The following is a 26,121-nucleotide window of genomic DNA, read 5'->3' on the forward strand; positions in this document are numbered from 1 at the left end:
AAACCCCCGCGACGGGCGCGAAAAGTACCCTATGGAAGACCCCCTATCGAAAGTGCTAATCCCGGGAGTTCCCTAGCGTGTTTATAATGAGTCACCAGTTGCCGGACGTGCAGGCGTCGGCACCCGACGTCACCGTCGGGCTCTCGCAGGTCGGCGTCACCGGCGTGGAGAAGCTCGTCAAGCTCGCCCGCGGGGACAAACGCCCCATCGTTCTCATGGCGGAGTTCGAAGTGTTCGTCGACCTCCCGAGCGGACGCAAGGGGATCGACATGTCTCGGAACCTCGCGACGGTCGACGAGATCCTCGAAGAGATCACCCGCGAGGAGGCGTACCGCGTCGAGGACGTCTGCGGGGACGCCGCCGAGCGACTCCTTGAGAAGCACGACTACACCAGCACGGCCGAGGTGTCGATGACCGCGGAGCTCGTCACCCGCGAGGACACGCCGGCGTCCGGGATCGAGACGCAGAGCACGTCTACGATCGTCGCCAGCGCGACCGCGACCGAGGCGGGCACCCGCGAGGAGATCGGCGCGGAGGTCACCGGGATGACCGTCTGCCCCTGCTCGCAGGGGATGAGCGAGTCTCGCGCCCGCGAGAAGCTCGCCGACCTCGGCGTCGACGAGGAGACGACCGAGGAGTTCCTCGACGCCGTCCCGCAGCCGGGCCACTCTCAGCGCGGCCACGCGACGCTCACCGTCACCACCGACGGCCACCCCGACCTCGACCTCCGCGACCTGATCGACGTCGCCCGCGACTCGATGAGCGCGCGGATCTACAACATGGCGAAGCGCCCCGACGAGGACCACATGACCTACGAGGCCCACGCCGACGCGAAGTTCGTCGAGGACTGCGTCCGCGCGCTCGCCGAGGGGACGGTCGAGGAGTTCGACCACCTCCCGGACGACGCCGTGGTCCGCATGAAGCAGTCGAACGACGAGTCGATCCACCAGCACAACGCCCACGCCGAGCGCGAGGTCACGATGGGCAACCTGCGGGCCGAGCTAAACGCGCGGTAGGCGCGGACTGGCCCTCGCTCGCGGAACGGTCATGGGGTCCCGGCTCTGCTGCGCTCCCCTTCTTCGGACGCGTTTCGTCCGAAACAGTTGATCACTGAAAAGTACGAGGTAAATCGAGAGCCGTGGTACCGTGACGTTCGGAAGCGTTATGCCCCAAAGGACTGTACGTTTGATTGCAATGGCAAACGGAAAAGTTGATTTCTTCAACGATACTGGCGGCTACGGTTTCATTTCGACTGACGACGGCGATCTCGACGACGACGAGGACGTGTTCTTCCACATGGAGGATGTTGGCGGTCCGGACCTCGAAGAGGGTCAGGAGATCGAGTTCGACATCGAATCGTCCCCCAAGGGACCTCGCGCGACGAACCTCGTCCGCAACTAACGACTACTTCTGCCCTCGTTTGCAGCGATGGCCGGAAGTCTGTTTTTCCAGACGCTCACACGCCTAGTCAGCGGTCGCTGTCCGTGTTGTATTGACCGGAGCTAGATCAGAGTGCGTCGGTGAGTCGTGAGTAGAGCCGACTCACCCGAACGACAGCGGATCCGACTCCGCCCACCGCGGCTCGAACTCCTCGCTCACGCTCGTCGCGAACTCCGCGTCCTTCACGTCGATCATCGCGAACGGCTCGTCCCCCGAGAGCGGGTGCGGCACCTCGATGCACACCTCGATCCCGTCGAACACGTTGAACGTGCCGTCGACGCCCGCGGTCGTTCGGACCTCGAACCCCTCCATGTCGGAGAGCTCCGCGGTGTACCGCCGACCGACGCTCCGCGGCAGCGCATCGACCGTCTCCGGCGACAGCAACACCCGTATCTCGACGCCACGCTCCAGTGCCGACTCCAACTCGGCGGCCACCTGTTCGCCGATCGTGCCGAGGTCGAAGCCGGTCGCGGGCGCCCCGACGACGACGACCATCCGGCGCTCGGCGGCCGCGATCCGCTCTAAGAGGAGGTCCGTCGCCTCCTCCGCGCCGACGGCCGCGGTCCAGAACTGGCCGTCCACCGGCTCCCCCGCGTCGAGCTCCGTCGAGAGGTCCGCGACCACCTCCTCGTACTGCTCCACCTGCGTCTCCAGCTCGCGTTTCTTCTCGTCGAGCAGGCGGTCGAGCGCGGCGTCGGGCTCGACCGCCGCGTACTTCTTCGGCCGACTGGCGGCCTGGCTCCGGACGAGGTTGTGCTGCTCCAAGCTGTTGAGCACGTCGTACACGCGTCCCATGGGGACCTCGCTGGCCCGCGAGAGGTCCTTCGCGGTCGTCGGCCCGGTGCGTAGCAGCGCGCGGTAGGCGCGCGCCTCGTACTCGGAGAGCCCCAGATCCCGGAGAGATGCCATACCATCCGATCACGCGGCATTGACATAAACACGTCGCCCGTTTACACGCGGGTGCGGTGGTGAGCGGCGCTCCGCGGCTACCGGACGATCGATCGAATCGACGCAGACGACCGAAGGCGGACGACAACGACGGATACCGCGTCCTACTCCGCGGTCTCGGCGACTCGCCGCATCAACTCGTCCGGCGTTTCCGCCGGCTCGGAGACCGCGTCGCCGGCGACGACAAGCGCCGACCCCGCGGGGACCGACCGCGGCGCCAGCGACCCCTCCGCGTGGGCGTTCGGGGCGACAACCTTCTCGTGGTCGGCGACTCGCCAGGCCGCGCGGTGGAGGTCGCTCCCCGGCTCGTCGCCGACCGCGATAACGGTGGTGCCGCGGAGCAGGCGCCCGACGAGGCTCCCATAACCGGCGACCTGCATGCCAAGCCGCTCCGTGGCCCCGGCGAACGACGCCGCGGTCTCGCGGGCGACCTCGCGGTAGCGGTCCTCGCCGGTCAGCGCGGCCAAGTCGAGTAGCGCGGTCGCCATCTCGACGTTGCCGTCGAGGGGACGGAAGGGGCGGTCGAGCAGGCCCGGCCCCGACCGCGGTCCGTCGACGAAGGAGCCGTCCACGTGAAGTCGATCGATCGCTCGGTCCGCGACCGCGCGGGCGACGTCGGCTCCATCACCGAGAACGCCGGCCGCCCGCACGTACGCGCTCACGACGCGAGCGACGTCGTCGAGCAAGTCCGACTCGCCGACCTCGTCGCTGCCGCGGTAGCGGGTCACCTCGCCGGTGTCGGCGTCGATCAGGTCGCGTTCGAGACCGTCGAGGATCCGGTCGGCGTACTCGCGGGCACGCCCGTCGTCGGTGTACGCGGCGACCGCGAGCAGCCCGTCGGCCGCGAGCGCGTTCCCGCCCGCGAAGACGGTGAGGTCGCGGCGGGGCGGGTCGAGATCCGCGCGGTCGTCGGCGGGCGCGGCGTAGTAGGCGCGACCGAGCCCGGGCCCGAGGCTCCCGCCGACGCCGTAGCCGGTCCAGAGGTCGTCGGTGAGGAAGTCGACCGCGTCGGTCGCGGGCCCCAGGTACGCCTCGTCGCCAGTGTAGAGGTAGGCGTTCGCGAACGCGCGCGTGACCGCCGCGTTCGTGTCGATCGGCTTTTCGTAGGCGACGTCGCTCCAGTCGCGGGTCCCGGCGAACCGGAAGAAGCCGCCGGCGACGTCGTCGGCGAGGTGGTCGCGCACCGCGTCGAGCGTCCGGAGGGCGCGATCGCGGTCGCGCTTCAGCGCGAACTCGACGGTGCGGGGAAGCGGGAACTTCGCGTCCGTCCCCCAGCCGGCGTGCTCCTCGTCGTACTTCACCTCCACCTGCCCGGCGAGGTGGCTCTCGATCGCGTCGGTCAGCTCCCCGCGGGGCGGGAGGTCGGCGTCGAGCGCGCGCGGCACTCTCCCCCCCGAGCGCCCCTTATCGGCCCACATCTGGCGGACGGACTCCAGCACCTGCCGCATCCCGTCGACGTCGAGGTAGCCCGCGCCGGTGAGCAGTTCGCCGTCGGGCGTGAGGAACGCCGTGGTCGGAAACCCGCCCATGTTGTACCGCTCTCGCACGCGCGGGAGACGGTCGACGTCGACGCGGACCGGGACGAACCCCTCGTTGACGTTGGCGGCGATCCGGGGCTCGGCGTACGTGACGGCGTCCATCTCGTGACAGCCCTCACACCAGGTGGCGGACAGCGAGAGGAGCACCGGACAGTCCCGCTCGTCGGCTTCGGCGAACGCCTCGGGCCCCCAGTCGCGCCACTCGACGTGCGTCTCGTCGGTCATACGAGAGGTCGGGTCGGCCCGTGGGTAAGCGCTTCGAGACCGGACGGGAGGCCGACGGCGGCGAACGCGATGACGGCAGTCAAATGACGGCGCGGGAGGGAGGGAGGGCGTGGTCGGACGGTTCGGTGCGTCTGGAGGGCGACGCCTCGGCGCTGCCGGTCCGCGGTCAGCGCTTGTAGTCGTGGCCGAGCGCGAGCGCCAGCGCGTTCGCGAACAGCAGGGCGACGAACAGCCGTCCGGTGCCGCCGTCGAGCCCCGAGTACAGCAGGGCGGGGTACGTGGCAGGGATGGCGATCGCGGCCCAGAAGGCGGCGGCTTTCAGGGTGCCGGTCATCAGCCCGGCGACCTGTCGGCCGGAGGCGAGGCGCGTGGGGGCGGGGATTGACATTGACAGTTTCGTGTATGTCTGGGGACCCCATATATCCAGCAGAGGGTTCGGGGAATTTCACCACGTTTCTCGACGGGTTACGAACGTTTTAACACGGGCACAAAATCATTTTAACCGTTTATACGTCTCTCTAATCCTTTTCTCTCGTAATCGCGAGAGCCGAGCGGACGACCGCCGGTCGCCCCCGATCGGCACCGGGTCCGGCGCGGCTGCCGCGGGACCAACCGCTTTGGTCCTCCAGGAGAACGGGGAGGTATGACGGACACGGAACCGACGGCGGAACGCGGAGCGCGGAACGGGGGACGGACCGCGGCCGACGGCGGGGCGAAACCGCGGGTTGCCGTCGTCGCCTGCGGCGGCACCATCGCGTCCGAGCCGGACGACGGCGGCGCGGCGCCGGCGAAGACCGGCGACGACCTCGTCGCGGCGGTCCCGGGCGTCGAGCGGTACGCGACCGTGAGCGCCCGCGAGGTCTGCTCGCAGCCGGGGTTCGACGTGCGGTGGCGCGACGTGCTCGCGACCGCGGACGCGGCGCGCGAGGCGGTCGCGGGGGGCGCCGACGGCGTCGTCGTCACCCACGGCACCGACACGCTCGCGGACACCGCCTTCGCGCTCGACCTCCTCACCGACCTCGACGCGCCGGTGGTCGTCACGGGCGCCCAGCGCCGGCTCGACGAGGTCTCCACCGACGCGCCCGCGAATCTGACGCTCGCGGTCCGCGCCGCCGCCGACGACCGGTTCGCGCCGGGCGTTCACGTCGCGTTCGACGACGAACTCCACGCGGCCCGCGACGTGATCAAGGGCCACAGCAACGCGCTCTCGACGATGACCTCGCCGGGGGCCGGACCGGTCGCGACGTTCATCCGGGCCGGGTCGCGGCTCGTCCGCGAGCCGCGGCGTGGGGTCGGCGTCGACCCGCTCGCGGACGCGATCGAAAGCGCCGACGACGTCCCCGAGGTCCCCGTGGTCCACTCCGGAACGGGAGTCGGCGCCGGCGCGGTCGAGCGCGCCGTCGACGCCGGCGTCGGGGGGCTCGTGATCGAGGGGACCGGCCTCGGCAACGCGACCGCCGCGATCGGCGACGCGGTGGCCGACGCCCTCCCGGAGACGCCCGTCGTCGTCGCCGGCCGCCCGCCGGCGGGACCGACCGACCCGGTGTACGGGACGCCCGGGGGCGCGGTCACGCTGGCGGAGCGCGGCGTGACGTTCGCCGGCCCGCTCCCGGCGTCGAAGGCGCGGGTCGCGCTCGGGCTCGGGCTCGCGGCCGGCCTCGACCGCGGCGAGCGGGACGCCGAGGGCGTCGCCCTCGGCGACCTGTTCCGAACGCCGGGGAGCGTCTGAGCGCCGGAGATAGCACAGAGAAGCGTTTGTGCCTACGGGAAGCCCTTATGCGCGTCCCGCGTAGCGACGGCCATGATCCGACGCACGCGGCGGACGGTCCTGTGCGGTCTCGGCGCCGGAGGCGTCGCCGCGCTCGCCGGCTGTACGAGCGGAGGCGATCCGGGGGCCGGCGACGGCGCAGACGGGAGCGACGGTACCGACGGAGGAGACGGGGGTGACGGCGGTGACGGCGACGACGACAGCGATCCGGACCCCGAGACCGAGGTGCATCAGGTCGGCGGCGCCCTCTCGGGCCCGGCGTGGAGCCGCGAGGAGCGCCGCGGCTTCGCCGCGCTGATCACCGATGAGAGCGACGCCGCGTGGGTGCTCCGGGAGGCGCCTGAAGAGACGGTCGCGTTCGTCGAGGCGACCGACTTCGACGAGTCGGCGCTCGCGTACGTCGAGTCGGTCGGGCCGACGACCTGTCACGCCAGGATCTCGTTCGCCGACGTCGCGGTCGAGGACGGGACGCTCGTCGCGAGCGCGAGCGTCGAGGGGCCCGAGAGTTACGAGATCGCCTGCGGGGAGGCGATCACCTTCTCCGGAGCCTTCCTCCGGGTCGCGACCGACGCCCGCCCCGACGCGATCCGGGTATCGGTCACGGACGGGTGGGGCGAGACGGGCGAGGTGAGCGGCGAGGACGGCGTGCTCGACCCGGAGCGACTCGACGGGTACGTCCGCCCGGACGGCGACCCCGAGACCGTGCCCGCCGGGCTCGACTGCGAGACGGACGACTTCCAGCGCCACCCCGCCGTATACGAGGACGGCGTGTCGTGGGGCACCGGCGGCGGCGCCGGGGGGGACGGCGACGGCCTCGAACTCCGCGTCGTTGACCCGAACGGCGACGGCGGGGCCGCGGCCGCCGCGTTCGAGCGCGGCGACGAGCTCCGGATCGAACTGACCAACGCCTCGGGACACGAGGCCTACGTCGGCAACCGAGGGAAGTACAACCTCGAACTGCGGACCGAGTCGGGATGGAGGGAGATCCGCGGCGCCGAGGCGGGGACGACGTTCGACTACACCGACGAGGCGATCGGCGTCCGGCCGGGCGAGACGCTCGCCTGGGAGTTCGAGCTGACCGAGGCGGGGCTGATCGAGGGCGGTCCGCACGCCGACGACCTCCGGGTCTGTCCCGACCTCGTCCCGGGCCGTTACCGGTTCGTCTTCTGGGGCGCCGACGACCTCGCGGTCGCGTTCGACTACGCGGGGTAGTTCGGCGGCTCCAGTCCCGTCGCCTACGCCCGAACTTCGATCAGGAGGTCCGACTCGGGCGACTCGCCCATCACCTCGCGGATCCGGTCCCACGAGAGGCTCGCGCGGGCGGTCACCGTCTCGGCCGCGGCCGCGCCGCAGGCGTTGCCGACGAGCAGGGGCACCTGGTAGTCGCGCGGGTCGTGCGAGAATCCGCCGTCGACGATGTCGGGCTCACGGAGGGCCGCGCCGAGGAATCCGGCCGCGAAGGCGTCGCCGGCGCCGGCCGTGTCGACCGGGTCGACGTCGAAGCCGGGATGCGAGACGTCGCCGTGCGGCGTCCGGATCGTCGCGCCCTCGTCCCCGAGCTTGATCGCGACCACGCGGTCCGTCGGCTCCCACGGGTCGATGTCGGTCGAGTCGGCCAGCGCGTCCGCCTCCCGAGCGTTCAGAAAGAGGGCGTCGGCCGCGTGGAGCGCGGCCTCGAACTCCCGGTCCCCGACGCGCCGCCCGGGGTCGAAGCTGCGGGTCGCGCCCGCCTCGCCCGCCGCGGTCGCCAGCGCGGCCGCCGTCTCCGGCTGCTGTCCCGTCAGGTGGAGGTGGTCGGCCGCCGTCAGGGTGTCGCGGTCGAGCCCGGCCGCGGTGAACGACTCGTTGGCGCCGTCGTTCGCCAGCATCAGCAGCTCGCCGCCGCCGTCGACGATCACGTACTTCACCGAGGTGGGCTCGTCGGCGTCGACGAGCACCTGGCCGGGGTCGACGCCGGCGCTCGCGAGCTCGCGGAGCGCGAGCGCGCCCGACTCGTCGCCGCCGACGCTCCCGTAGACGACGGACTGCCCGCCGAGGTCGACGAGCCCGACCGCGACGTTCGCGGCGCTGCCGCCCCCGGACTGTTCGAGCCGCTCGATCCGGGTCTCGCCGTCCGGCTCCGGCAGTCGGTCGACGTGGATCGTCACGTCCCAGTTGATGTGACCCGCGGCGATCACCTTCGGCACGCGGCTCGACTCCTCCGGCGAGAGGTCGGGGTCCGTACCGACGGGTCCGGATCCGCCCGGCGCTCCCGCGCCGTCGCCCGGTTCGGCGTCGTCTGACTCCCACTCGGAGACCTCCTCGTCCCACTCCGCGACCTCTTCCTCCCAGTCGTCGCGCCCGGTCTCGCTCCCGTCTCCGTTCCCGCTCCTCTCTCCGTTCCCGCTCCTCTCTCCGTTCCCGCTCATGGCTCCGCCCACGGCTCCGCGGCCCCCTCGCCGAACAGCTCCCGCATGAGCGTCACGATGCTCTCCGGCGGGAACTGCCCGTGCTCGGTGACGATCGCGTCCATGTACCGCGGCGGCGTCACGTCGAAGGCGGGGTTCTCGACCGCGATCTCGCCGATCTCCTCGCGGTCCTCGGTCCCGATCACCTCGCTCTCGTCGCGCATTTCGATCTCGACGGTGTGACCCGTCAGCGTCTCCGGGTGGAGCTTGATCGTCTGGGCCGCGGTCATGATCGGAACGCCGCGCTCGCGGGCGTTGACCGCGAGCCCCGAGGTGCCGATCTTGTTGATCACGCCCCCGTCGGCGGCGATCGAGTCGGCCCCCACGACGACGTGGTCGACCTCGTCGAGGTAGCGCCGGGCCGCGGAGTCGACGATGAGCGTGACCGGGACCCCGGCGTCGCGGAGCTGTTCCGCGGTGATGTGGCCCTGCTGTCGCGGACGCGTCTCCTTGACGACCGCCGAGATCGACTTCCCCTGCTCGACGGCCGCCTCGATGCACGCGAGCGCGTCGGTCGAGTGACAGTGCGTCATCACCGTGTCGCCGTCGGCGAGGCGGTTGGCGCCCACCCGCCCGAGGTCCTCCTGCGCGCGGTCGAGCTGGCGGACGAACGCCTCGCTCGCGTCGACCACGCTCCGGCGGAGCCGATCGACGTCGTCGCCCTCCATCCGCTGGAGGACGTACCGGAGGGCGTTCGGCAGCGAGACGGCCGTGGGGCGGGTCTCGCGGAGGTCGCGGGCCGCGGAGCGCATCGACGCGCGGAACGCCGTCGGGTCGCTCGCGGTCCGCCCGCTCTTCTCGGCCGCGCGCGCCTGCTCGGCGAGCGCCTCGGCGGCGGCGGAGGCGATGGTCGCCGCCCCGCGGATCTCCATCGTCGCGATCTCCTCGGCGGTCTCGCGCACCGCGGCCGCCGGCTCGTGCTCGGTCATATCGATCCGGTAACCGGCCGGGTATTTATATAACCGGGCGACTGGCCGAGAGTCCGGCCTCACTCCGCGTCCCGCCCTACTCCGAGTCCGGCTGCTGGCCGTAGCTCTCGAACCGCTCCTCGACGGTCGCCAGCTGGTCGTCGGTGAGGACGGTGGGCTCGCCGACCGCCGACGCCCGGAGGTAGAGTCGGCAGAGGTCCTCGACGTGGCGCGTGTTCTCGACCGCGGTCTCCAGGTCCGGCCCGGTCACCACCAGCCCGTGGTTCGCGAGGATCGCCGCGTCGGAGTCGGCCTCGGCCATCGCGGCGACGACGTTCGCGGCCAGTTCCTCGGTCCCGTACGGCGCGTAGTCCGCGAGCGGCACCTCCCGGCCCACCGAGACGATCATGTAGTGGACCGGCGGGAGCCGCCGGCCGAGCGTCGCCATCGTCGTCGCCCACGGGGAGTGGGTGTGGACGATCGCGCCCGGCCGGTCGTGCTTGTAAATCCCCGTGTGCATCGGCACCTCGCTTGACGGTGCCATCCGGCCCGCCAGGCGCTCGCCGTCGAGGCCGACGACCGGCACGTCGTCGGCGTCGAAGGAGTCGTACGGCACGCCCGTCGGCGTCACCGCGACCGCGTCGCCGTCGCGGACGCTGAGGTTCCCGGTCCGGCCGGGCGTCAGGCCGGCGAGCGCCGGCGCGTACTCGACGACGGACTCGCGAGCGTCGCGGAGCAGGTCGGGGTCGGGATCCGTCGGGTCCCAGCTCACGGCGCCACCTCCGTCAGGTCGGCGAAGGCGTCCGGGCGGTAGTCCGGTCGCCGCCGCTCCGGGAGCTCGTCGTCGGCCGGCGCGTCGCCGCCGGCGTCGAACAGGGCGGTGTCCATCCCGACCGCGTTCGCGCCCGCGACGTCGGCGTCGACGTTGTCGCCGACCATCAGCGCCTCGCTCGGCCGGCAGTCGAACGCCGCGAGGGCGGTCGTGAATGGCAGCGCGCTCGGCTTCTCGCGGCCCACCTCCTCGGAGGTGACGAGCCGGTCGATCCGGTCGTCGATCTCCAGTCGAGCGAGCTTCTGCAGCTGGACTCGGGTCGTGAGGTTGGTCACGACCGCGACATCGACCCCCGCCGCCGCGAGCGCGTCGAAGACCGACTCCACGCCGTCACAGAGCCGCATCTCGGACGCGTACCCCTCCCAGTAGGCGTCGCCGAGCGCGAGCGCGGCCGCGGCGTCCCGCTCGCCCGCGTGGCGCCGGAGCGCGCGCTTGAAGTAGATGTGCCGGTCGTGAGAGGCTGCGGTGCCGGCCGTCTCGCGCTTCGCCTCCCGTCGCGCGGTCGCGTACAGCTCGTCGAACGCCTCGCGGTCCATCTCGTACCCGCGCTCGCGGAACGCCGCGAGCGCCGCCCGCTTGCCGGCCTCGTTGCAGGGCGGATACGGGTACAGGGTGTTGTCGAGGTCGAAACAGACGGCCTCGTAGCTCATGTCCCCACTCGGCCGGGCGGCGACTTAAGCGTGGTTCGACGCGGTCGCTCCGTCGATTTATAAGCGATACCGCGGCCAGCGCGCCCGTGAGCTGAGCCGTCGTCCGCGGCGGCCGAGGCGGGAGCCCGGCGCACCGCCGCGGAGAGGGACCGCGCCGGCTGTTCGCTCGGGTCCGTCAGCGATCGGTCCGACCGCTCACTGCTCGTTCATCGCCTCGCTGGCGATGTTCCGACCGCGGGAGTTGAGCGCCACCTCGCGGCGCACCCGCACCTCCTCGACCACGTCAAGCTCGACGAGCCGCTCGAACGTCTCCTCGACCGCGTCGACGTCCATCCCGAGGAACGACGGGATCTCGAACGGCGAGACGCCGGAGTACAGCGCCATCAACACCTCCCGGTCGCGGCTGGAGAGGTCGACGTTCGTCGAACTGCGCTCCTCGCCCTTCCGGAGCCACGCCTCGACGAACCGCATCCGGTTGGGATCGCCGGCGACGTGCGTCTCGATGCTGGTGCCCTCGTCGTCGGTGTGAGACACCTCGATGACGGGCTTCTTCTCGCCGTTGACGGTGCGTTTGGCCGCGTCGAGGCCGCTGATATCGTCGAGGTCGAACTTCACGAACGCGCCGCTCTCCAAGGCGGCGTTGAGCCCGTTCTCGTCGATCTTCACGCGGGCCTGCTCCCACTCGGTCTCCTGGACGACGCCGCCCTCGATCGCGGGGTGTTTGGCGGTCACCGTCCGCTGGTCGAGCAGCGCCCGGTAGACGTCGCGCTCGAACGCCTCGTGGTCCGACGCCGCGACCAACAGCACCTGGTTTCCGAGGTCGAAGCTCACGTAGTTCGAGACGCGCGCGACCGACTGGTTGGCGTCGTGGCGCCCGCCCAGCCCCCGGAGCTCCGAGAGTGGGATCGTTCGCTTCCCGTCGTTGCCGGCGAGGATGAGCCGCCGGTTCGAGAGGAGCACCCGCCCCGGCGTCCACGAGACGTCGCTCACCTTCCGACCCTCTCGGACGGCGACTGCGAAGCGACCCTGCGTGTCCGTCACCTTGTACTCGCCGCCGCCGTCGGACATCTACGGTCCCCCCGCCCGGAGCTTGGACACCGCAGAGAACACCCGCTGCCGGACCGCGGAGCTCTCGTCGTCGGTGAGGTCTTCGAGCCGGTTCAGCGTCTCCTGCCCGCCGATCTGCCCGAGGACGAACACCGCCTTCGCCCGCGCGTCCTCCGGGTGTTCGGTGCCGAGCCGGTCGAGCAGCCGGTCCTCGACGATCGGGCCTCCGAGGCTCTTGAGGCTCGTGGCCGCGAACTGAGCTGTCTGCGCGTCCTCGTCGGCGAGCGCGTCCGCGAGCGCCTCGACCGCGAGCGCCGACTCCGGCTCCGCGACGCGACCGAGGATCCACGCCGCGTTCCGCCGCTGGCGGCTCTGCTGGCCGTCCGTGAGGATCTCGACGAGCGGCTCGACGACCGTGGCGTCGTCCGCCGACTTCAGCTCGGAGACGACGCGGTCGCGGACCGCGTGGCTCTGCTCGGTCGGCACGTTCGACAGCAGCTCGATGACCGAGTACACCGCGGCGTTCCGGACGACCGCGCTCTCGTCGCCGAGCGCGCGCGCCAGCGGCTCAACCGGCTCGGGGTTGTTCGCCTTCCCGAGCGCGCCGGCGGCGATCCGCCGGAGCGACTCGTCGCCGTCGTCGAGGAGGTCGAGCAGCGGCGACAGCGCCTGGTCCGTCCCCACGTTCCCGAGGGCGTTCGCCGCGGCGCGCTTGACCCGCGGATCGCCGTCGTCGAGCCGCTCCGTCAGCGCCGGCACCGACCGCGGGTCCGCGAACGTCCCGCAGGCCTGACAGGCTCGCAGCCTGACCCGGGGGTCCTCGTCGTCGAGCGCCTCGACGAGGTGCTGGAGCCCGCTGGCGTCGTCGAGCCCGCCGAGCGCGTTCGCGGCGGCCATCCGGAGCTCCGGGCGGTCGGCCTTGAGCGCGCGGGCGAACTTGCGGGCGGTGACCCACTCCGCCTCGGAGCCGCTGGTGCCGGTGAGCTCCTCGAGCAGTTGTTCGAGCGCCGCCTGTCCGAGTTCGTCGAGCGCGTCGACCGCGGCGCCGCGGACCTCCGCGTCGTCGTCTCTCGTCGCCGCCCGGAGGAGTCCCTCGACCGTCGCCTGGTCGTCGACGTCGCCGACCTCCCCCAGAAACTCGGCCGCTCGGCGCCGGACCGCGGCGCTGTCGCTGCTCAGCGCGTCCCTGAGCCGTTCCGCGTTCCCGTCCCGGGCGTACTGGTACAGGGACATCAGACCCTCCCGAACACCCGTCGGCGCTTGTCGATCGGCTCGTACCTGTCGGACCGCTCCGGCGGGACGCTCTCCGTCATCCCGAGCACGAGCACGCCGTCGTCGGCGAGCGACGCCTCGAGCGTGTCGAACAGCGCGCCCTTGTGGTCGACGTCGATGTAGATCAGGAGGTTGCGACACAGCACGACGTCGAACGGGTCGCGCGCGCCGTCGCGGATCAGGTCGTGCGTCTCGAAGTCGACGAGCCGCTGGACCGCCCGCCGAACCCGAAACGTGTCGCCGTCGCGCTCGACGTAGCGGTCGGGGTCCGAGAGCGGCTCCAGCTCCTCCGCGATGTCCGTCGTCCGAGTCGTGTGATAGACGCCGTCGCGGGCGTTGTCGAGCGCCTCTTCGCTGATGTCGGAGCCGAGCACCTCGATCCGCGACTCGTCGATCTCGGGGTCGTCGCAGGCGAGCATCGCGACCGAGTACGGCTCTCGACCGTCCGCCGAGGGGGCCGACCAGACGCGGACCCGCCGCTGCTCGCTCGTCCGCTCGCGGAGCACGTCGCGGAGGACGTCCCACATCTCGGCGTTGCGGAAGAACTCCGTCACGTTGATCGTGAGCGCGTCCATCAGCGCACGCCGCTCCTCGTCGTCCTCCCGAAGCAGGCGCTCGTACTCCGCGTGCGACTCGGTGTCGCGGCGGCGCATCCGCGCCGTGATCCGGCGGTCGAGGTACGACTCGTTGTAGTAGCCGGGCTCGAACGGAACGGTGTCGTCGATCTGACGGAGGACGCCCTCGAAGGCGGTCTCGCTGCTCATAGGCTCACCACGTCGAGAACGGCCACGACGTCGCCGTCGCCGAGGACCGCCGTGCCGCTCAGTCCCGGAGTCCCGGACAACGGCCCGTCGAGGGGTTTCACCACCACTTCTTCCTGGTCGAGCACCGCGTCGCAGTGGAGCGCGACCTGCCGGGTCTCCTCGCGGATCCGCACCAGCATCCCCTCGTCGGTGACGCCGCCGTCGGTCGACGCGGCCTCGGCGTCGCTCACCGCGGCCTCGGCGTTCGCCGGCGGTCCGTCCTCCGCTCCGGCGTCGCTCTCTCCGGATCCGTCGCCGATTCCCGAGCCGACCGCCGCGGCGCCGCTCTCCGCGAGGCGCTCGTTCAGTCGGATCACGGGGTAGAGGTCGTCCTCGTGGCGGACGATCTCGTCGCCGTGGACCTCCTCCACGTCGTCGGCGCGGGCGACCTCAGCGATCGACTTGATCGGGATGCCGTACTCCGTGCCGCCGACGTCGACGAACATCACCTTCACGATGGCGACGGTGACCGGGAGGCGGAACCGGACCGTCGTTCCCTCGCCGGGCTCGCTCTCGACCGCGACGGAGCCGTCGAGGTCCCGGGCGGTCGTCCGGACGACGTCCATCCCGACCCCGCGCCCGGAGACGTCGGTGACCTCCTCCGCGGTGGAGAAGCCGGGGTGGAAGACGAGGTCGTACACCTCGTCGTCCTCCATCGCCTCGACCGCCTCGCGGCTCTTGACGTCCTCCTCGACCGCCTTCTCGCGGAGCTGGTCCGGGTCGAGTCCGCCGCCGTCGTCGGCGACCTCGATTATCACGTGGTCGCGCTCGCGCTCGGCCGTGAGCCTGACGTGTCCGGTCGGATCCTTGCCGGCGGCCTCGCGCTCCTCGGCGGACTCGATCCCGTGGTCCACCGCGTTCCGCAGGACGTGCACGAGCGGGTCGCGCATCTCCGTGAGGATCGTCCGGTCGAGCTCCACGTCGTCGCCCTCGATCTCGAAGTCGATCCGCTTGTCGAGGTCCCGCGAGATGTCGCGGACGAGCCGCGGGAACGAGTCCGACACCTGCGAGAACGGGATGAGCCGCATGTCCATTGCCGTGTCCTGGAGGCTGGACGCGAGCTTGTCGAGCTCGTCCAGCGTGTCCGACTCGGCGTCCGCCGCCTCCAGCTCGCGCCGGAGCTTGATCCGGCTCGTCACCAGCTGCTCGACGAGCCCGTACAGCTCGTCGACCTGGTCGACGTCGACGCGGATCGACTTGATCTCGTCGCGGTCGGTCGTCTCGGACTGCGAGTCCGGTTGGCCGGCCGAATCGGCGTCGCCGTCCGGAGCGGGCGTCGTATCGGACTCCGCCGGCTCGCCGTCGGGCGCACCCTCGGCCGTCTCTCCCTCGCCGGGGCCGGTCTCTTCGGTCGGCGCCGGCGCCGCCTTTTCGGCCTGCGCGCTCGACTCGTCGCCGTCGGCGGCGGCGTCGCCGGTCTCCGCGGCGGCGGCGTCACCGGTCTCCGCGGCGGCGAGCGCGGTCGCGACCGACTCGACCTGCGTGAGCGCGCCGAGCCCCTCCGCGACCACGTCGGGGTCGGCGCCGGCGACGAACGCGTCGAACCCCTCGTCGTACTCGCCCTCCTCCAGCGCGTCCGGGTCCGGATCCGTGACGTGGCCGTCGAACTGGCCGTCGAGCGCCTGCAGGACGAGCGCGGCGTCGACGCCGGCCATCGACGTCTCGCCGATCGTCACGTCGGCGTACACCACGGGGGCGTCGAGCCCCGCGGCGGCCGCCGGGAGATCGGGGACGGAGACGTCGTCGCCGTCGGCCGCGTCGTCGTCGCCATTTTCGGCAACCGTGTCGTCGCCGTCGGTCGCGTCGTCGCCGTCGGCGTCGGCGGTGTCAGCGGTGTCGTCGCCGTCGCCGTCGGCGGTGTCGTCGCCGTCGCCGTCGGTCGCGTCGTCGCCGACGGTCCCGTGTTCCTCCATCTCCCGGAGGCGGCCCTCCAGATCCGAGGGGTCGGTCGCGACCTCGCCGGCGTCGGCGATCTCAGCGACCATCGCCTCGACGGTGTCGACCCCCTCGAACAGGAGGTCCATCAGCTCGGGCGTCACCTCGCGGTCGCCCTGTCGGACCGCGTCGAGCAGGTCCTCGAGGGCGTGCCCGAAGTCGGAGACGTCGTCGTACCCCATCGCCGCGGCGTTCCCCTTCAGCGTGTGGGCGACGCGGAACACGTCGTCCATCGCCTCGGCGTCCTCGGGGTCGGCCTCCAGCGCGAGCAGGGCGTTGTTGAGGTCCGTGATGCCGTCCTCCGCCTCGGCGACGAACGCGGCGCGGTGGGAGTCCATCAGGCCTCACCCCCCACGATCGCGCCGGCGACGTCGTCGAGGTCGCGCACCTCGTCGACGCCGCCCGTCTCGACCGCGCGCTTCGGCATGCCGTAGATGACGCAGGTGTCCTCGCTCTGTGCTATCGTCCGGGCGCCGGCGTCGGCCATCGCCCGGATCCCCTCGGCGGCGTCCGAGCCCATCCCCGTCAGCACGACGCCGACCAGCGGGTCGTCGACGACCTCGGCGGCCGAGCGCATCGTCACGTCGGCGGCCGGCGTCACCGACTGCGAGTCGTCCTCGTCAAGCTTCACGCGGAGCCGCCCGGCGCGGTAGCTGTCGATTCGCGTGTGGCTCCCGCCGCGGGCGACGACGGCCTCGCCGGGGCCGATCCGCGCCCCGTCGCTCGCCTCGCGCACGTCGTACGCCGAGGCGGCGTCGAGCCGGTCGGCGAACCGAGCGGTGAACGCCTCCGGCATGTGCTGGACGATGACGATCCGACAGTCCGCCTTCGGCAGCGCCGACATCACGCGCTCGACCGCGTTCGGCCCGCCCGTCGACGATCCGATCACGACCGTCAGCGGGCCGTCGACGTCGACCGCCGCGGTCCCGGGCGAACCGCTCGCGCCGGCCGACGCGGTCGCGCCCGGCGACGGGTCGCTCGCGGGGCCGTCGGCGTCGCTCTCTCGTCGGTCCCGGGTCGCCGCGTCGAGGTCGGCGTCGGCGACCGACTTGACCGCCTCGACCAGCCGGTCGGACTCGCGCGAGACGCCGGTGGATACCTCGCCGCCCGGCTTCGAGAAGAAGTCCACCGCGCCGCGTTCGAGCGCCTCGAACGTCACTTCCGCGCCCTCGGCCGTGTGCGCTGACAGCATCAGGACGGGCGTCGGCGTCTCGTCCATCAGGCGCTCGACCGCCTCCAGCCCCCCCATACCCGGCATTTCGACGTCCATCGTCACCACGTCGGGACGCGTCTCGGCGACCACCGACAGCGCCTCCGCGCCGTCGCCGGCCTCGCCGACCACCGCCACTCCGGCATCCGTCAGGAGATCGGCGATCAGGCCCCGCATGAACGGCGAGTCGTCGACGACAACCACTCGTAAGGAGTCGTCGCGACCGCCCCGCCGATCCGTCGTCCTACTCATGTGCGATAGCGGGCCCAGAATCAGCATAAATCCACGGACCCAGTAATCACCCCTGATAATTCAGGGGACACGGTTATTGGCCCCTTCGCCGCAGGTCAGGCCATGGCAGCCACCGAGACGGAGGCCGAGCCCACGAAGGTGTTGGAGTTCGGACTAGGCGACGGGACGTACTGTCTGGACATCGGCGTCATCGACGAGATCGTCGACGCCGGCGAGCTGACGCGCATCCCCAACTCGCCGGACCACGTCGAGGGCGTGATGGACCTGCGCGGGCGGACGACGACGATCGTCGACCCGAAGACGCTGTTCGACATCGCGGCGGAGGGCCCGCGCGAGCGCATCGTCGTGTTCGACGACGCCGAGATCGACGAGGGCGGTACCGTCGGCTGGATGGTCGACGAGGTGTTCCAGGTCCGCGACGTCGCCCCCGAGGACGTCGATCGGGGCACGACCGTCGACGACGAGGGGATCCGCGGGATCGTCAAGTCCGACGACCGCTTCGTCGTCTGGGTCTCCCCCGACGTCGAGGACGTCGGCGACATCGACGCCGCCGACGTGGTCCCCGAGGACACCGAGGCGTAGCTCGCGGGGCCGGGACGAGCGTCGCGACGACGGCGGCGGCGCGACAGTTCTCACCAGTGAGAAACGCGAGCCAACCCTTATGCGCCGACCGGCGAGTGGCTTCGTATGCGCGTCACAAGCGGCGTTCCCGGGTTCGACGATCTCGTGGACGGCGGCTTCCCGGAGAGTCGTTTATACGTTGTAAGCGGCCCTCCCGGCAGCGGGAAAACGACGTTCTGCTCGCAGTTCGCCGCGCAGGGCGCCCGTAACGGCGAGGACGTCCTGTATATCAGCATGCACGAGACCAAGGAGGGGATCCGGCGCGACATGAGCGGGTACGACTTCGGGTTCGACCGCGCGCTCGACACGGACCGAGTCACGTTCCTCGACTCCTTCTCCTCCGACGGCCGCCGGTTCTTCGGCCTCCCGGGCGAGCGTCGGGACCATTCCGGGGTGACGAACCGGCTCACCGGCTTCATCAACTCCCGCGACATCGACCGCGTCGTCTTCGACTCCACCATGCTGTTGCGGTTCCTCCTCGACGACGACGAGGACACGATGATCCAGCTGCTCTCCTCGCTGAAGCGGACCGACGCGACGACGCTCCTCATCTCCGAGATGACCGACCCGAGCGCGTACTCGGAGGAGCACTACCTCGCGCACGGCGTCGTCTTCATGCACAACTACCTCGAGGACGACGGAATGCAGCGCGGGGTCCAGGTGCTGAAGATGCGCGGGACCGACGTTGACACCGACATACAGGACGTTCAGTTCACGGACGGCGGGCTCCGCGTCGGCGCCGCCACGACGGTGACCCACTGATGTACGACCGGACCTTCGGCACGGAGTGGAACGAGCTCACTCGCGAAGAGGCGGTTCGACGGGCGTTCGCCCTCGGCGTCGCGGCGGGCGTCGGGAACGGGCGCTCGGCCGAGCTCGACCGCGTGATGGAGGCGTTCCCGAGCGCGTACGACCGGAGCCTCGTCGAACTGGCGTACGACGAGGGGCGGACCAAGGCGCTCGACGCCACCGACGACGCGGACGACCCGGAGGAGGTCTGGGAGACGCTCGTCGACGCCGCGGGGACGCCCCGCGAGTCGCCCGTCGGAGCCGCGCTGCCCGGAGCGATAACGGGTCTGACACTAACGCGACCGCCACGAGAGGGTCCCCCGTCGTCACTCGACCTCCCGTCGATGCTGCGGAAGTGATCCCTCGGAAGGGTTTTACGCGATACCCCCTCAACCCAGACACATGACCGTGCTTCCCGACGCTGTCCGCGGCGCCGACAGCGTGCTCGTCAGCGGCCCCCCGATGAGCGGGAAGTACGACCTGTTCAACCGGATGCTCGCCGAGTGGACGGACGAACCGGTCGTCATCTCGACCGGCCGCACCGCGGAGAAGGTCCGCGGCGACTACGAGTCGATCACGGGACGGGACGGCGGCGACGTGACCGTCATCGACTGCGTCACCCACGAGCAGGGCGACAAGCGCGACGACACGCCGACGACCAAGTACGTCGGCAGCGCCGGGAACCTCACCGACATCGGGATCAAGTTCACCGACGTCGTCGAGTCCTCGACCGGCCGCGACCGCGCGGTCGGCCTCTACTCGCTCTCCCAGCTGTTGATGTACTGGGACCCCGAGCGCATCTACCGATTCACCCGCGTCATGACCTCGCAGACGTCGGGGGAGGGGTGGCCCTTCGTCGGCGTCGTCGGGTCGACGGCGCACGACGAGCAGGTGGTCCACACCCTTCACGAGCCGTTCGAGGTCGTGGTCGAGACGCGCGTGGAGGGCGACGACCGCGAGTTCCGCGTCCGCGGGCGGGTGGGCGGCCCCTCCGACTGGACGCAGTTCTGATCGGAAGCGGCGACCGCGCCGGTCGAACCGGAACCGGAACCGGAACCGGATCCGGCGGCCGCGACGCTCACCCGATCAGCTCGAACTGCGCCCCCAGCGGCGGCGCGTCGACGATACCCCAGTAGACGAACCGGTACGTCCCGGGACCGAGCGGCGGACAGACGGTCAGGTCGAGGTCGGGGACGGCCGAGGCGATCGCTTCTTCGTCGAGGTCGATCGACCAGCTGTACGCCCCGGTCGGGCCGAACGCCTCCTCGGTACGGGGGAGCTCGACGGCCTCTCCGGTCGTCGAGCCGCGGACGTCGAGCCAGCCCGCCGCGGTCTCCCGCTGGACCGAGTAGGCGTGTCGCCCGAGGGCGGTCGCGGGCTCGTCGCCGGTGTTTCGCAACACCAACCGGAGCGACTGGCCGTACGTCTCCGAGTTGCCCTCGGCGGACAGTTCGACGGTCGTCTCGGCCGTCTCGACGAGCGTCCCCGCAACCTCCTTCTCGAACGGCTGCGAGAGCCGGACGAACTCGTCGTCCCCGCAGGACAGCGTCTCTGGGGTCCCCTCGGGCCCCTGCGGACCGTCGCCGGCGGCGAAGTCGAGGCAGCCGGCGGCGCCGACCGCTCCCGTCGCGGCCAGCGTCGCCCCGGTCCGCGCCAACAGGTCGCGTCGCGTGCGCTCCATGCGAACCGTAGGGGCGGGACCGGTTTCAAGGGCACGCGTTCGGGCGACCGACGCCCCCTCGGACGGGCCGCACCGCCTCGGCGCGCTCGGGGTTCGGAACCGCTTTCCCGTCGGCCGGCCCATGACCGGCCATGGAGCTGTTCGGATCCAGCGGCATTCGCGGGGTCGCGCTACGGTACCTCACGCCGGAGCTCGTCCTCGACATCGCGAAGGCGGCCGGATCGGTGTGGGACGCCGACCGGGTCGCCGTCGCCCGCGACACCCGCACCACCGGCGAGCTGTTCGTCAACGCCGCCGCGAGCGGGCTCGCCGCCGTGGGTTGCGACGTCGACCGACTCGGCGTCGTGCCGACGCCCGCAGTCGGGAACTACTGCGAGTCGACGGGGGTCCCGGCCGTGCTCGTCACCGCCTCGCACAACCCGCCGGAGTTCAACGGGATCAAGCTCGTCGGCGACGACGGCGTCGAGCTCTCGGTCGACGTGCTCGAACGCGTCGAGCGCCGCGTCCTCGACGACGAGTACGACCTCGCCGACTGGCGGACCGCCGGCGCGACGACGGCCGTCGACGGCGCCGTCGACGACTACGTCGACCAGCTGCTCGACGCGGTCGACCGCGAGGCGATCGCCGACGCCGGGCTAACGGTCGCGGTCGACCCCGGTCACGGCGCGGCGTCGGTGGCGTCGCCGCGGATCTACCGCGAGCTCGGCTGTGACGTGCTGACGGTGAACGCGACGCCGGACGGCCACTTCCCCGGTCGCGACTCCGAGCCGATCGCGGAGAACCTCGAAGCGCTCTCCCGGCTCGTCGCGACCTCCGAGGCCGACGTGGGGATCGCCCACGACGGCGACGCGGACCGCGCCGTCTTCGTCGACGAGGACGGCGGGTTCGTCGACGGCGACACCTCGTTCGCGGCGATGGCCGACGCCTGCGTGGAGCCCGGCGACAGCGTCGTCAGCGCCGTCAACGTCTCCCAGCGGCTCGTCGACGTCTGCGACGCGAACGACGCCGACCTTGAGCTGACCCCCATCGGCGCGACGAACATCATCACCCGGACGCGCGAGCTCCACGAGGCGGGAGTCAACGTACCCGTCGCCGGCGAGGGGAACGGCGGGCTGTTCTTCCCGCCGTACCGGCTCTCGCGGGACGGCGCGTACATCGGCGCTCGCTTCCTCGAACTGCTCGCGGACGCCGGCGAGCCGGTCAGCGACGTGGTCGCGCCCTACGCCGACTACCACTTCGTGCGCCGGAACGTGGAGTACGCCGACGCCGCCGAGCGCGACGAGATGCTCTCCGCGGCGCGGGCGTACGTCGAGACCGCCGACGCGAAGCCGAACACCACCGACGGCTACCGCCTCGACTACGGCGACGCGTGGGTGCTCGTGCGTCCCTCCGGCACGGAGCCGAAGGTCCGGATCTACGCCGAGTCCGCCGACCCGGACCGCGCCGAGCAGCTCGCGACGGACATGCTGGTGGCCGTCGAGAGCGGGCGGTAGTCGGCGACCGAAGCTTGAGACGGAGACGCCGGGAGCGACGCGTCTCGCTCGAGGCGGCGCCGTTCGCCGGCCCGCGAGCTCCGTGCGGACGCGCCGCGTCGTCGGTCGAACGCAGGGGGCGAGACCGCGTCGACGACACGTGACAGAACCCCGCCAGTTACCGGTAGTAATATATTAACTCATGTTGTAGTAAGAATAGACATGGCCGCGAAGAAGCCCGGCGTCGCATCGCGCATCGACCGAGACGGTTCGACCGCACCGATCGATCTGGTGCGGACGATGGAGAGCAAAACGGAGACGATCACCGGCGCCGTCGCGTCGGGAGCGGTAACGCTGGAGGAGCTGGACCGCTTCGTCCGGCGCGTCGAGCGCGGCGAGGTGGACTGCTGCGACGGGACCGACGCCGTCGTCCGGATCGTCCGGTCGCTGTTGAGCGACCGCCGTCCCAGCTGGGAGGAGATGGAGCCGGCCGGGCGGGCGACGGGCGCCTGACGGCGCGCGTTCGAAACGATCGGGTATCCGCGGCTTCGGACCGCTCGTTCGCGTTCTCTCTCTGTTCTGAGGCGCCGCGTCCGCTCGCGTCGCTCCCTACCGGTCGAGCGCCGAGAGCGCCTCGGCCGCCTCGCGGGCCGCCCGTAGGTGGTCGCGCGCCCGCCGCGGGTCGTCCGTCTCCTCGGCCGCGACGGCGAACCGGTGGAGCGTCCGCGTCAGCGACGCCCGGGCGTCGGCGACGCTCTCGGAGCCGGCAGTCGTCGTCGGGGGGCTCTCGGACGCGCCCGCGGTCGGGTCGGGGACCCCGGTCGACGGCTCCGGGGTCGTCCCAGTCGACGGCTCCGAGGGCGTCCCAGTCGACGGCTCCGAGGGCGTCCCAGTTGACTCCCGGTCGGGGCGCCGCGGCTCGGCCGAACCGTTCGCGCCGGTCGCCGGGGACGGCGCTCCGTCAGTCGGGGGCGTCGGCGAGCGGTCGACCGCGTCCGCGCCGACGTCTCCGGACGCGGCCGAAGTCGAGGTGCCCGCGGTCGGGTCGGCGCTCCCCTCGTCCGCGGCGTCGACCGTGTGGCAGGTCGGGCAGAACTCCTGCCCGTCCTTCCGGAAGATGGGGTCGCCGCAGTCGTCGCAGTGGCGGTTCGTCATCGTCGCCCCCTGCAAGAGGAGCTCCGACATCCGCTGCGTGTGCTCGCGCTTCTCCTCGTCGTCCGCGAGCTTCTCGCGGAGCTTCTCGCGCTCGGCCTCCTTGTCGAACCCGTCGCTCATGGGCGGACGAACGTGGTTGACGAGCAAAAGTCCGGTGGGCTCGGGACGACCGGGGCGCGGCGGCGACCGCCGCTCCGCCGTCGGCTACTCCTCGGTGATCGTGCGGTCGTCCGGGTCGAGCTCGCCGCGGTGGATCTTCGAGCCGTCCTGCGCGACCTGCCGGCCGAGGACCGCGCACTTCACCCGCATCGGTGAGATGTCGACGCCGAGCATCTCCGTGACGTCGTCGGTGTCCATCCCGTGGAGCTCCTCGACCGCCATCCCGTGGAGCCGCTCCGAGAGCATGCTCGCGGAGGCCATCGAGATGGCGCAGCCGTCGCCCGTAAACCGGACCGCTTCGATCGTCTCGCCCGCCTCGTCGAGGTCGACGTCCATCCGGATCGTGTCGCCGCAGGAAGGGTTTTCGCCGACGTGCGTGAAGTCCGGCTCCTCGAGCTCACCGTAGTTGCGCGGGTTCTTGTAGTGGTCAAGGATCTGCTGCCGGTACATGTCCGAGCCCAGTCCCATATCGGTTTCAAATAGGCCAGTGCGGGTCAAAAGGGTTCCGTCGATTGTGACGACCGGGCGCGGGGACCGCGAGCCGACGAGCGGCGGACACCGACTACTCCTCGGATCCGGCGGTCTCTGCGCCCGGCCTCGGCCCGGACGGAGGCGCCGCCGTCTCGGCGGTTCGGGGGCCGTTGCCGGCGACGAGCTCGCGGAGCCGTTCGAGGAGGCGCTCGTACTGCCCACGTTCCGAGCGCTTCGTGAAGTACCCGTCAGCGCCGGCTTCGAGCGCCAACGCCTCGGTCTCTCCCTCGCGACAGGTGGTGTGGAACAGCACCGGCACGTCGCTCCCGTCGCGGCGGAGTCGACGGACCAACTCGACGCCGGAGCCCTCCGGCAGCCGCTGTTCGGTCACGACACAGTCGACCGCGTCGGCCGCGTCGAACGCCGCGGCGACCCCGTCGACCGACCGGACCGTGACCCCGTCGACCGACCGGTCCGTGAACGCCGCGAACAGCTCCGCCGCGCGCGAGTCGGGTTCGACGTGAAGCACCGCGACGGAGTCGGGTTCCGGCGTCGAGTCGCGGTCGGCGGCGTGCATCTCTGTCTGGGCATCGGGCGCGGCGGCGGACGGTGAAGTGTCGGTCATGAACGGGTGATATCTTCGCAACGCCGCTACGGCCGATTGCAACGGACGTCGCCCTCGTTTTACTATTTTTTACTCGGATAGTAATAATAATTGTGCGACCACCGTTGTCACGCCTCTCGGGTTGCCAGCAGCCCGATCGCTTGTGATGACGATCGACGGGCAGACGGTGGAAACGATGCGAGCCGGGAGCGTCGAACAGCGGAACCGAACGACGGTTCGGGGGCGGCCGGAGAAGCGATTACTTAGTGGTCTTCGACTTGCCGCTCCGGTCCGGCGATTTCGGCACACTCAGGCCTCGCGTATCGCGGCGGATCCGAGCGAACGGCCGCCCGCGTCGACGCGCGGGGGCCTCAGGCGAACAGGTCGCGCGCCTCGCCGACGGCCTCGACGAGAGCGTCGACCTCCTCGACGGTGTTGTAGAGGTAGAAGGAGGCGCGCGCGGAGGCGGAGACGCCCATCTCGTCGTGGAGGGGTTGGGTGCAGTGGTCGCCCGCGCGGATCGCGATCCCGTAGTCGTTGAGGATGCTGGAGAGGTCGTGCGCGTGGACGCCCTCGACGTTGAACGCGACGAGGCCGCCGCGGTCGTCGCCGGGCGGCCCGTAGATCTCCACGCCGCCGAGCGCCGACAGCTCGTCGTAGGCGTACTCGGCGAGGAGGTCCTCGTGGGCCTCGACGCGGTCCATCCCGATCTCCTCTAAGTACTCGATCGCCGCAGCGAAGCCGATCCCCTGCGCGATCGAGGGCGTCCCGGCCTCGAACTTCCACGGGAGGTCCTCCCACGTGGAGTCCTCGAAGGAGACCCGCCGGATCATGTCGCCGCCGTAGAGGTACGGCTGCATCGACTCCAACAGCTCCTCGCGGCCGTACAGCGCGCCGATCCCGGTCGGGCCGCACATCTTGTGCGCGGAGAACGCGAAGAAGTCGACCCCGAGCTCATCGACGTCGACCGCGCGGTTCGGCACCGACTGCGCGCCGTCGGCGAAGATGTACGCGCCGTGGTCGTGCGCGAGGTCGGCCAGTTCGGCGATCGGGTTGATCGTGCCGAGCGTGTTCGAGATGTGGACGACCGACACCATCTGCGTGTCGTCGTCGATGAGGTCCGCCGCGTCGTCCATGTCGAGCCGCCCCTCGTCGGTCACGTCGATAAAGCGCACGTCGGCGCCGGTCCGCTTGCCGATCTGTTGCCAGGTGACGAGCGAGGCGTGGTGCTCCATCTCGGTGAGGACGACGTTGTCACCGGGACCGAGCTCCTCGAGGCCCCACGCGTAGGCGACGAGGTTCATCGCCTCGGTCGTGTTCTTCGTGAAGACGATCTCCTCGCGGCCCGCGGCGCCGACGAAGTCGGCGACCGCGTCGTGGGCCTCCTCGTAGGCGACGGAGGCCTCCTGGCTCAGCTGGTGGATGCCGCGGTGAACGTTGGCGTTGTAGCTCCGGTAGTAGTCCGAGATCTCGTCCACGACCGGGTCGGGGGTGTGCGAGGTCGCCGCGTTGTCGAGGTAGACGAGCGGCGTGTCGTCGCCCGGTCCCTGTCCCGGCGACTCCGGATCCCCGCCGACCTTCCGGTCGAGGACGGGGAAGTCTGCCCGGAGCGCTTCCACGTTGAACGGGTACTGCTCCTGAACTCCCATTACGCTGATTTGGGCCCCGAGCACTAACACATCTTCGGTCCGGCAGGTGTTGCTCGCGACTCGGACGCGGATCGTTCTTAAAAGAAAGGGACGATCTCAGTCACCGCCAACGCTCCGGCCGCTCGATTATAAATGGCTGCTCGGAAGTCAGCCCTGAAGACCTCCGAAACCCCAGCCGCGACGGCTCGCGCGGCTCGATTCGCTCCTCGACCGCTCACTTCGTTCGCGGTCTGCGGTGCTTTCGT

Annotated in this window: 27 protein-coding genes; 10 read left to right on the top strand and 17 right to left on the bottom strand. The window is 71.1% G+C overall.

Annotated elements, in window-relative coordinates:
• Positions 1-86: 86 nt before the first annotated feature.
• Both mptA and DJ75_RS02015 read left to right on the top strand, forming a co-directional pair.
• Complete coding sequence (gene mptA / locus DJ75_RS02010; protein WP_094522206.1) at positions 87-1,016, top strand: GTP cyclohydrolase MptA; 930 nt, start codon at positions 87-89, stop codon at positions 1,014-1,016.
• Positions 1,017-1,194: 178 nt separating this feature from the next.
• Complete coding sequence (locus tag DJ75_RS02015) at positions 1,195-1,401, top strand: cold-shock protein (protein ID WP_094522207.1); 207 nt, start codon at positions 1,195-1,197, stop codon at positions 1,399-1,401.
• A 141-nt stretch (positions 1,402-1,542) separates the two neighbouring features.
• On the opposite strand, the gene DJ75_RS02020 is transcribed toward DJ75_RS02015, so the two are convergent.
• From DJ75_RS02020 to DJ75_RS02030, 3 genes are all read right to left on the bottom strand, one after another.
• The gene (locus DJ75_RS02020) at positions 1,543-2,349 is read right to left on the bottom strand and encodes a TrmB family transcriptional regulator (protein WP_094522208.1); all 807 of its coding nucleotides are present in this window, start codon (positions 2,347-2,349) and stop codon (positions 1,543-1,545) included.
• A gap of 143 nt (positions 2,350-2,492) precedes the next feature.
• Positions 2,493-4,151 (bottom strand): DUF255 domain-containing protein, encoded by a 1,659-nt coding sequence (locus DJ75_RS02025; protein ID WP_094522209.1) that lies wholly within the window; start codon positions 4,149-4,151, stop codon positions 2,493-2,495.
• Between the two features lie 166 nt (positions 4,152-4,317).
• Positions 4,318-4,539, bottom strand: a complete 222-nt coding sequence (locus tag DJ75_RS02030; RefSeq protein ID WP_094522210.1) for a hypothetical protein — start codon at positions 4,537-4,539, stop codon at positions 4,318-4,320.
• Between the two features lie 255 nt (positions 4,540-4,794).
• On the opposite strand from DJ75_RS02030, the gene DJ75_RS02035 reads away from it, so the two are divergent.
• Together DJ75_RS02035 and DJ75_RS02040 are read left to right on the top strand one after the other, a co-directional pair.
• Entirely contained in the window at positions 4,795-5,880 is a 1,086-nt protein-coding gene (locus DJ75_RS02035; protein ID WP_094522211.1) for an asparaginase, read from the top strand.
• Positions 5,881-5,952: 72 nt separating this feature from the next.
• Positions 5,953-7,131: a hypothetical protein gene (locus tag DJ75_RS02040; RefSeq protein ID WP_094522212.1), complete on the top strand. Its 1,179-nt coding sequence runs from the start codon at positions 5,953-5,955 to the stop codon at positions 7,129-7,131.
• A gap of 23 nt (positions 7,132-7,154) precedes the next feature.
• Here DJ75_RS02040 and DJ75_RS02045 read toward each other — a convergent pair whose 3' ends face one another.
• The 9 genes from DJ75_RS02045 to cheB form a co-directional block, all read right to left on the bottom strand.
• On the bottom strand, positions 7,155-8,327 hold the full coding sequence (locus DJ75_RS02045) for a carbohydrate kinase family protein (RefSeq protein WP_094522233.1): 1,173 nt from the start codon (positions 8,325-8,327) through the stop codon (positions 7,155-7,157).
• Positions 8,324-9,295, bottom strand: a complete 972-nt coding sequence (locus DJ75_RS02050) for a ribose 1,5-bisphosphate isomerase (protein WP_094522213.1) — start codon at positions 9,293-9,295, stop codon at positions 8,324-8,326. Before DJ75_RS02050 ends, DJ75_RS02045 begins: the two co-directional genes overlap by 4 nt.
• 76 nt (positions 9,296-9,371) lie before the next feature.
• Complete coding sequence (locus tag DJ75_RS02055; RefSeq protein WP_094522214.1) at positions 9,372-10,046, bottom strand: class II aldolase/adducin family protein; 675 nt, start codon at positions 10,044-10,046, stop codon at positions 9,372-9,374.
• Positions 10,043-10,756, bottom strand: coding sequence for an HAD family hydrolase (locus tag DJ75_RS02060; protein WP_094522215.1), 714 nt, complete (start codon positions 10,754-10,756; stop codon positions 10,043-10,045). Before DJ75_RS02060 ends, DJ75_RS02055 begins: the two co-directional genes overlap by 4 nt.
• Positions 10,757-10,951: 195 nt before the next feature.
• Positions 10,952-11,824, bottom strand: a complete 873-nt coding sequence (locus DJ75_RS02065) for a CheF family chemotaxis protein (protein ID WP_094522216.1) — start codon at positions 11,822-11,824, stop codon at positions 10,952-10,954.
• Positions 11,825-13,036, bottom strand: coding sequence for a HEAT repeat domain-containing protein (locus tag DJ75_RS02070; protein ID WP_094522217.1), 1,212 nt, complete (start codon positions 13,034-13,036; stop codon positions 11,825-11,827). It lies immediately after the preceding gene.
• Positions 13,036-13,839, bottom strand: coding sequence for a protein-glutamate O-methyltransferase CheR (locus DJ75_RS02075; RefSeq protein ID WP_094522218.1), 804 nt, complete (start codon positions 13,837-13,839; stop codon positions 13,036-13,038). The genes DJ75_RS02070 and DJ75_RS02075 overlap by 1 nt, the downstream gene beginning before the upstream one ends.
• Positions 13,836-16,151: a chemotaxis protein CheA gene (locus DJ75_RS02080; RefSeq protein WP_094522219.1), complete on the bottom strand. Its 2,316-nt coding sequence runs from the start codon at positions 16,149-16,151 to the stop codon at positions 13,836-13,838. Before DJ75_RS02080 ends, DJ75_RS02075 begins: the two co-directional genes overlap by 4 nt.
• Positions 16,151-17,275, bottom strand: coding sequence for a chemotaxis-specific protein-glutamate methyltransferase CheB (gene cheB / locus DJ75_RS02085; protein WP_176451407.1), 1,125 nt, complete (start codon positions 17,273-17,275; stop codon positions 16,151-16,153). The genes DJ75_RS02080 and cheB overlap by 1 nt, the downstream gene beginning before the upstream one ends.
• Before the next feature lie 102 nt (positions 17,276-17,377).
• Here cheB and DJ75_RS02090 point away from each other — a divergent pair, with 102 nt between their 5' ends.
• The 4 genes from DJ75_RS02090 to DJ75_RS02105 all read left to right on the top strand — a co-directional run bounded on the left by DJ75_RS02090 (position 17,378) and on the right by DJ75_RS02105 (position 19,696).
• A complete protein-coding gene (locus tag DJ75_RS02090; protein ID WP_094522221.1) occupies positions 17,378-17,857 on the top strand; it encodes a chemotaxis protein CheW in 480 nt (159 codons plus the stop codon).
• A 105-nt stretch (positions 17,858-17,962) separates the two neighbouring features.
• A complete protein-coding gene (locus DJ75_RS02095; protein WP_094522222.1) occupies positions 17,963-18,658 on the top strand; it encodes an ATPase domain-containing protein in 696 nt (231 codons plus the stop codon).
• Positions 18,658-19,044, top strand: a complete 387-nt coding sequence (locus tag DJ75_RS02100) for a hypothetical protein (RefSeq protein ID WP_094522223.1) — start codon at positions 18,658-18,660, stop codon at positions 19,042-19,044. Before DJ75_RS02095 ends, DJ75_RS02100 begins: the two co-directional genes overlap by 1 nt.
• A 43-nt stretch (positions 19,045-19,087) precedes the next feature.
• A complete protein-coding gene (locus tag DJ75_RS02105; protein WP_094522224.1) occupies positions 19,088-19,696 on the top strand; it encodes a hypothetical protein in 609 nt (202 codons plus the stop codon).
• 67 nt (positions 19,697-19,763) lie between these two features.
• Here DJ75_RS02105 and DJ75_RS02110 read toward each other — a convergent pair whose 3' ends face one another.
• Positions 19,764-20,366 carry a hypothetical protein gene (locus tag DJ75_RS02110; protein ID WP_094522225.1) on the bottom strand — a complete coding sequence of 201 codons (603 nt, stop codon included), beginning with the start codon at positions 20,364-20,366 and terminating at the stop codon, positions 19,764-19,766.
• Between the two features lie 131 nt (positions 20,367-20,497).
• On the opposite strand from DJ75_RS02110, the gene glmM reads away from it, so the two are divergent.
• Both glmM and DJ75_RS02120 read left to right on the top strand, forming a co-directional pair.
• Complete coding sequence (gene glmM, locus DJ75_RS02115) at positions 20,498-21,859, top strand: phosphoglucosamine mutase (protein WP_094522226.1); 1,362 nt, start codon at positions 20,498-20,500, stop codon at positions 21,857-21,859.
• A gap of 201 nt (positions 21,860-22,060) precedes the next feature.
• Positions 22,061-22,351, top strand: a complete 291-nt coding sequence (locus DJ75_RS02120; protein WP_094522227.1) for a hypothetical protein — start codon at positions 22,061-22,063, stop codon at positions 22,349-22,351.
• Positions 22,352-22,447: 96 nt separating this feature from the next.
• Here DJ75_RS02120 and DJ75_RS02125 read toward each other — a convergent pair whose 3' ends face one another.
• From DJ75_RS02125 to DJ75_RS02140, 4 genes are all read right to left on the bottom strand, one after another.
• The gene (locus DJ75_RS02125) at positions 22,448-23,113 is read right to left on the bottom strand and encodes an Sjogren's syndrome/scleroderma autoantigen 1 family protein (protein WP_094522228.1); all 666 of its coding nucleotides are present in this window, start codon (positions 23,111-23,113) and stop codon (positions 22,448-22,450) included.
• Positions 23,114-23,197: 84 nt separating this feature from the next.
• Positions 23,198-23,620 (bottom strand): Fe-S cluster assembly sulfur transfer protein SufU, encoded by a 423-nt coding sequence (sufU, locus tag DJ75_RS02130; protein WP_094522229.1) that lies wholly within the window; start codon positions 23,618-23,620, stop codon positions 23,198-23,200.
• A gap of 94 nt (positions 23,621-23,714) precedes the next feature.
• Positions 23,715-24,248: a response regulator gene (locus tag DJ75_RS02135; protein WP_094522230.1), complete on the bottom strand. Its 534-nt coding sequence runs from the start codon at positions 24,246-24,248 to the stop codon at positions 23,715-23,717.
• 350 nt (positions 24,249-24,598) lie between these two features.
• Complete coding sequence (locus DJ75_RS02140) at positions 24,599-25,876, bottom strand: aminotransferase class V-fold PLP-dependent enzyme (RefSeq protein ID WP_094522231.1); 1,278 nt, start codon at positions 25,874-25,876, stop codon at positions 24,599-24,601.
• Positions 25,877-26,121 lie beyond the last annotated feature (245 nt).

Origin of the sequence: Halorubrum sp. Eb13 (genome assembly GCF_002252895.1) — an archaeon.
GTDB lineage: Archaea > Halobacteriota > Halobacteria > Halobacteriales > Haloferacaceae > Halorubrum.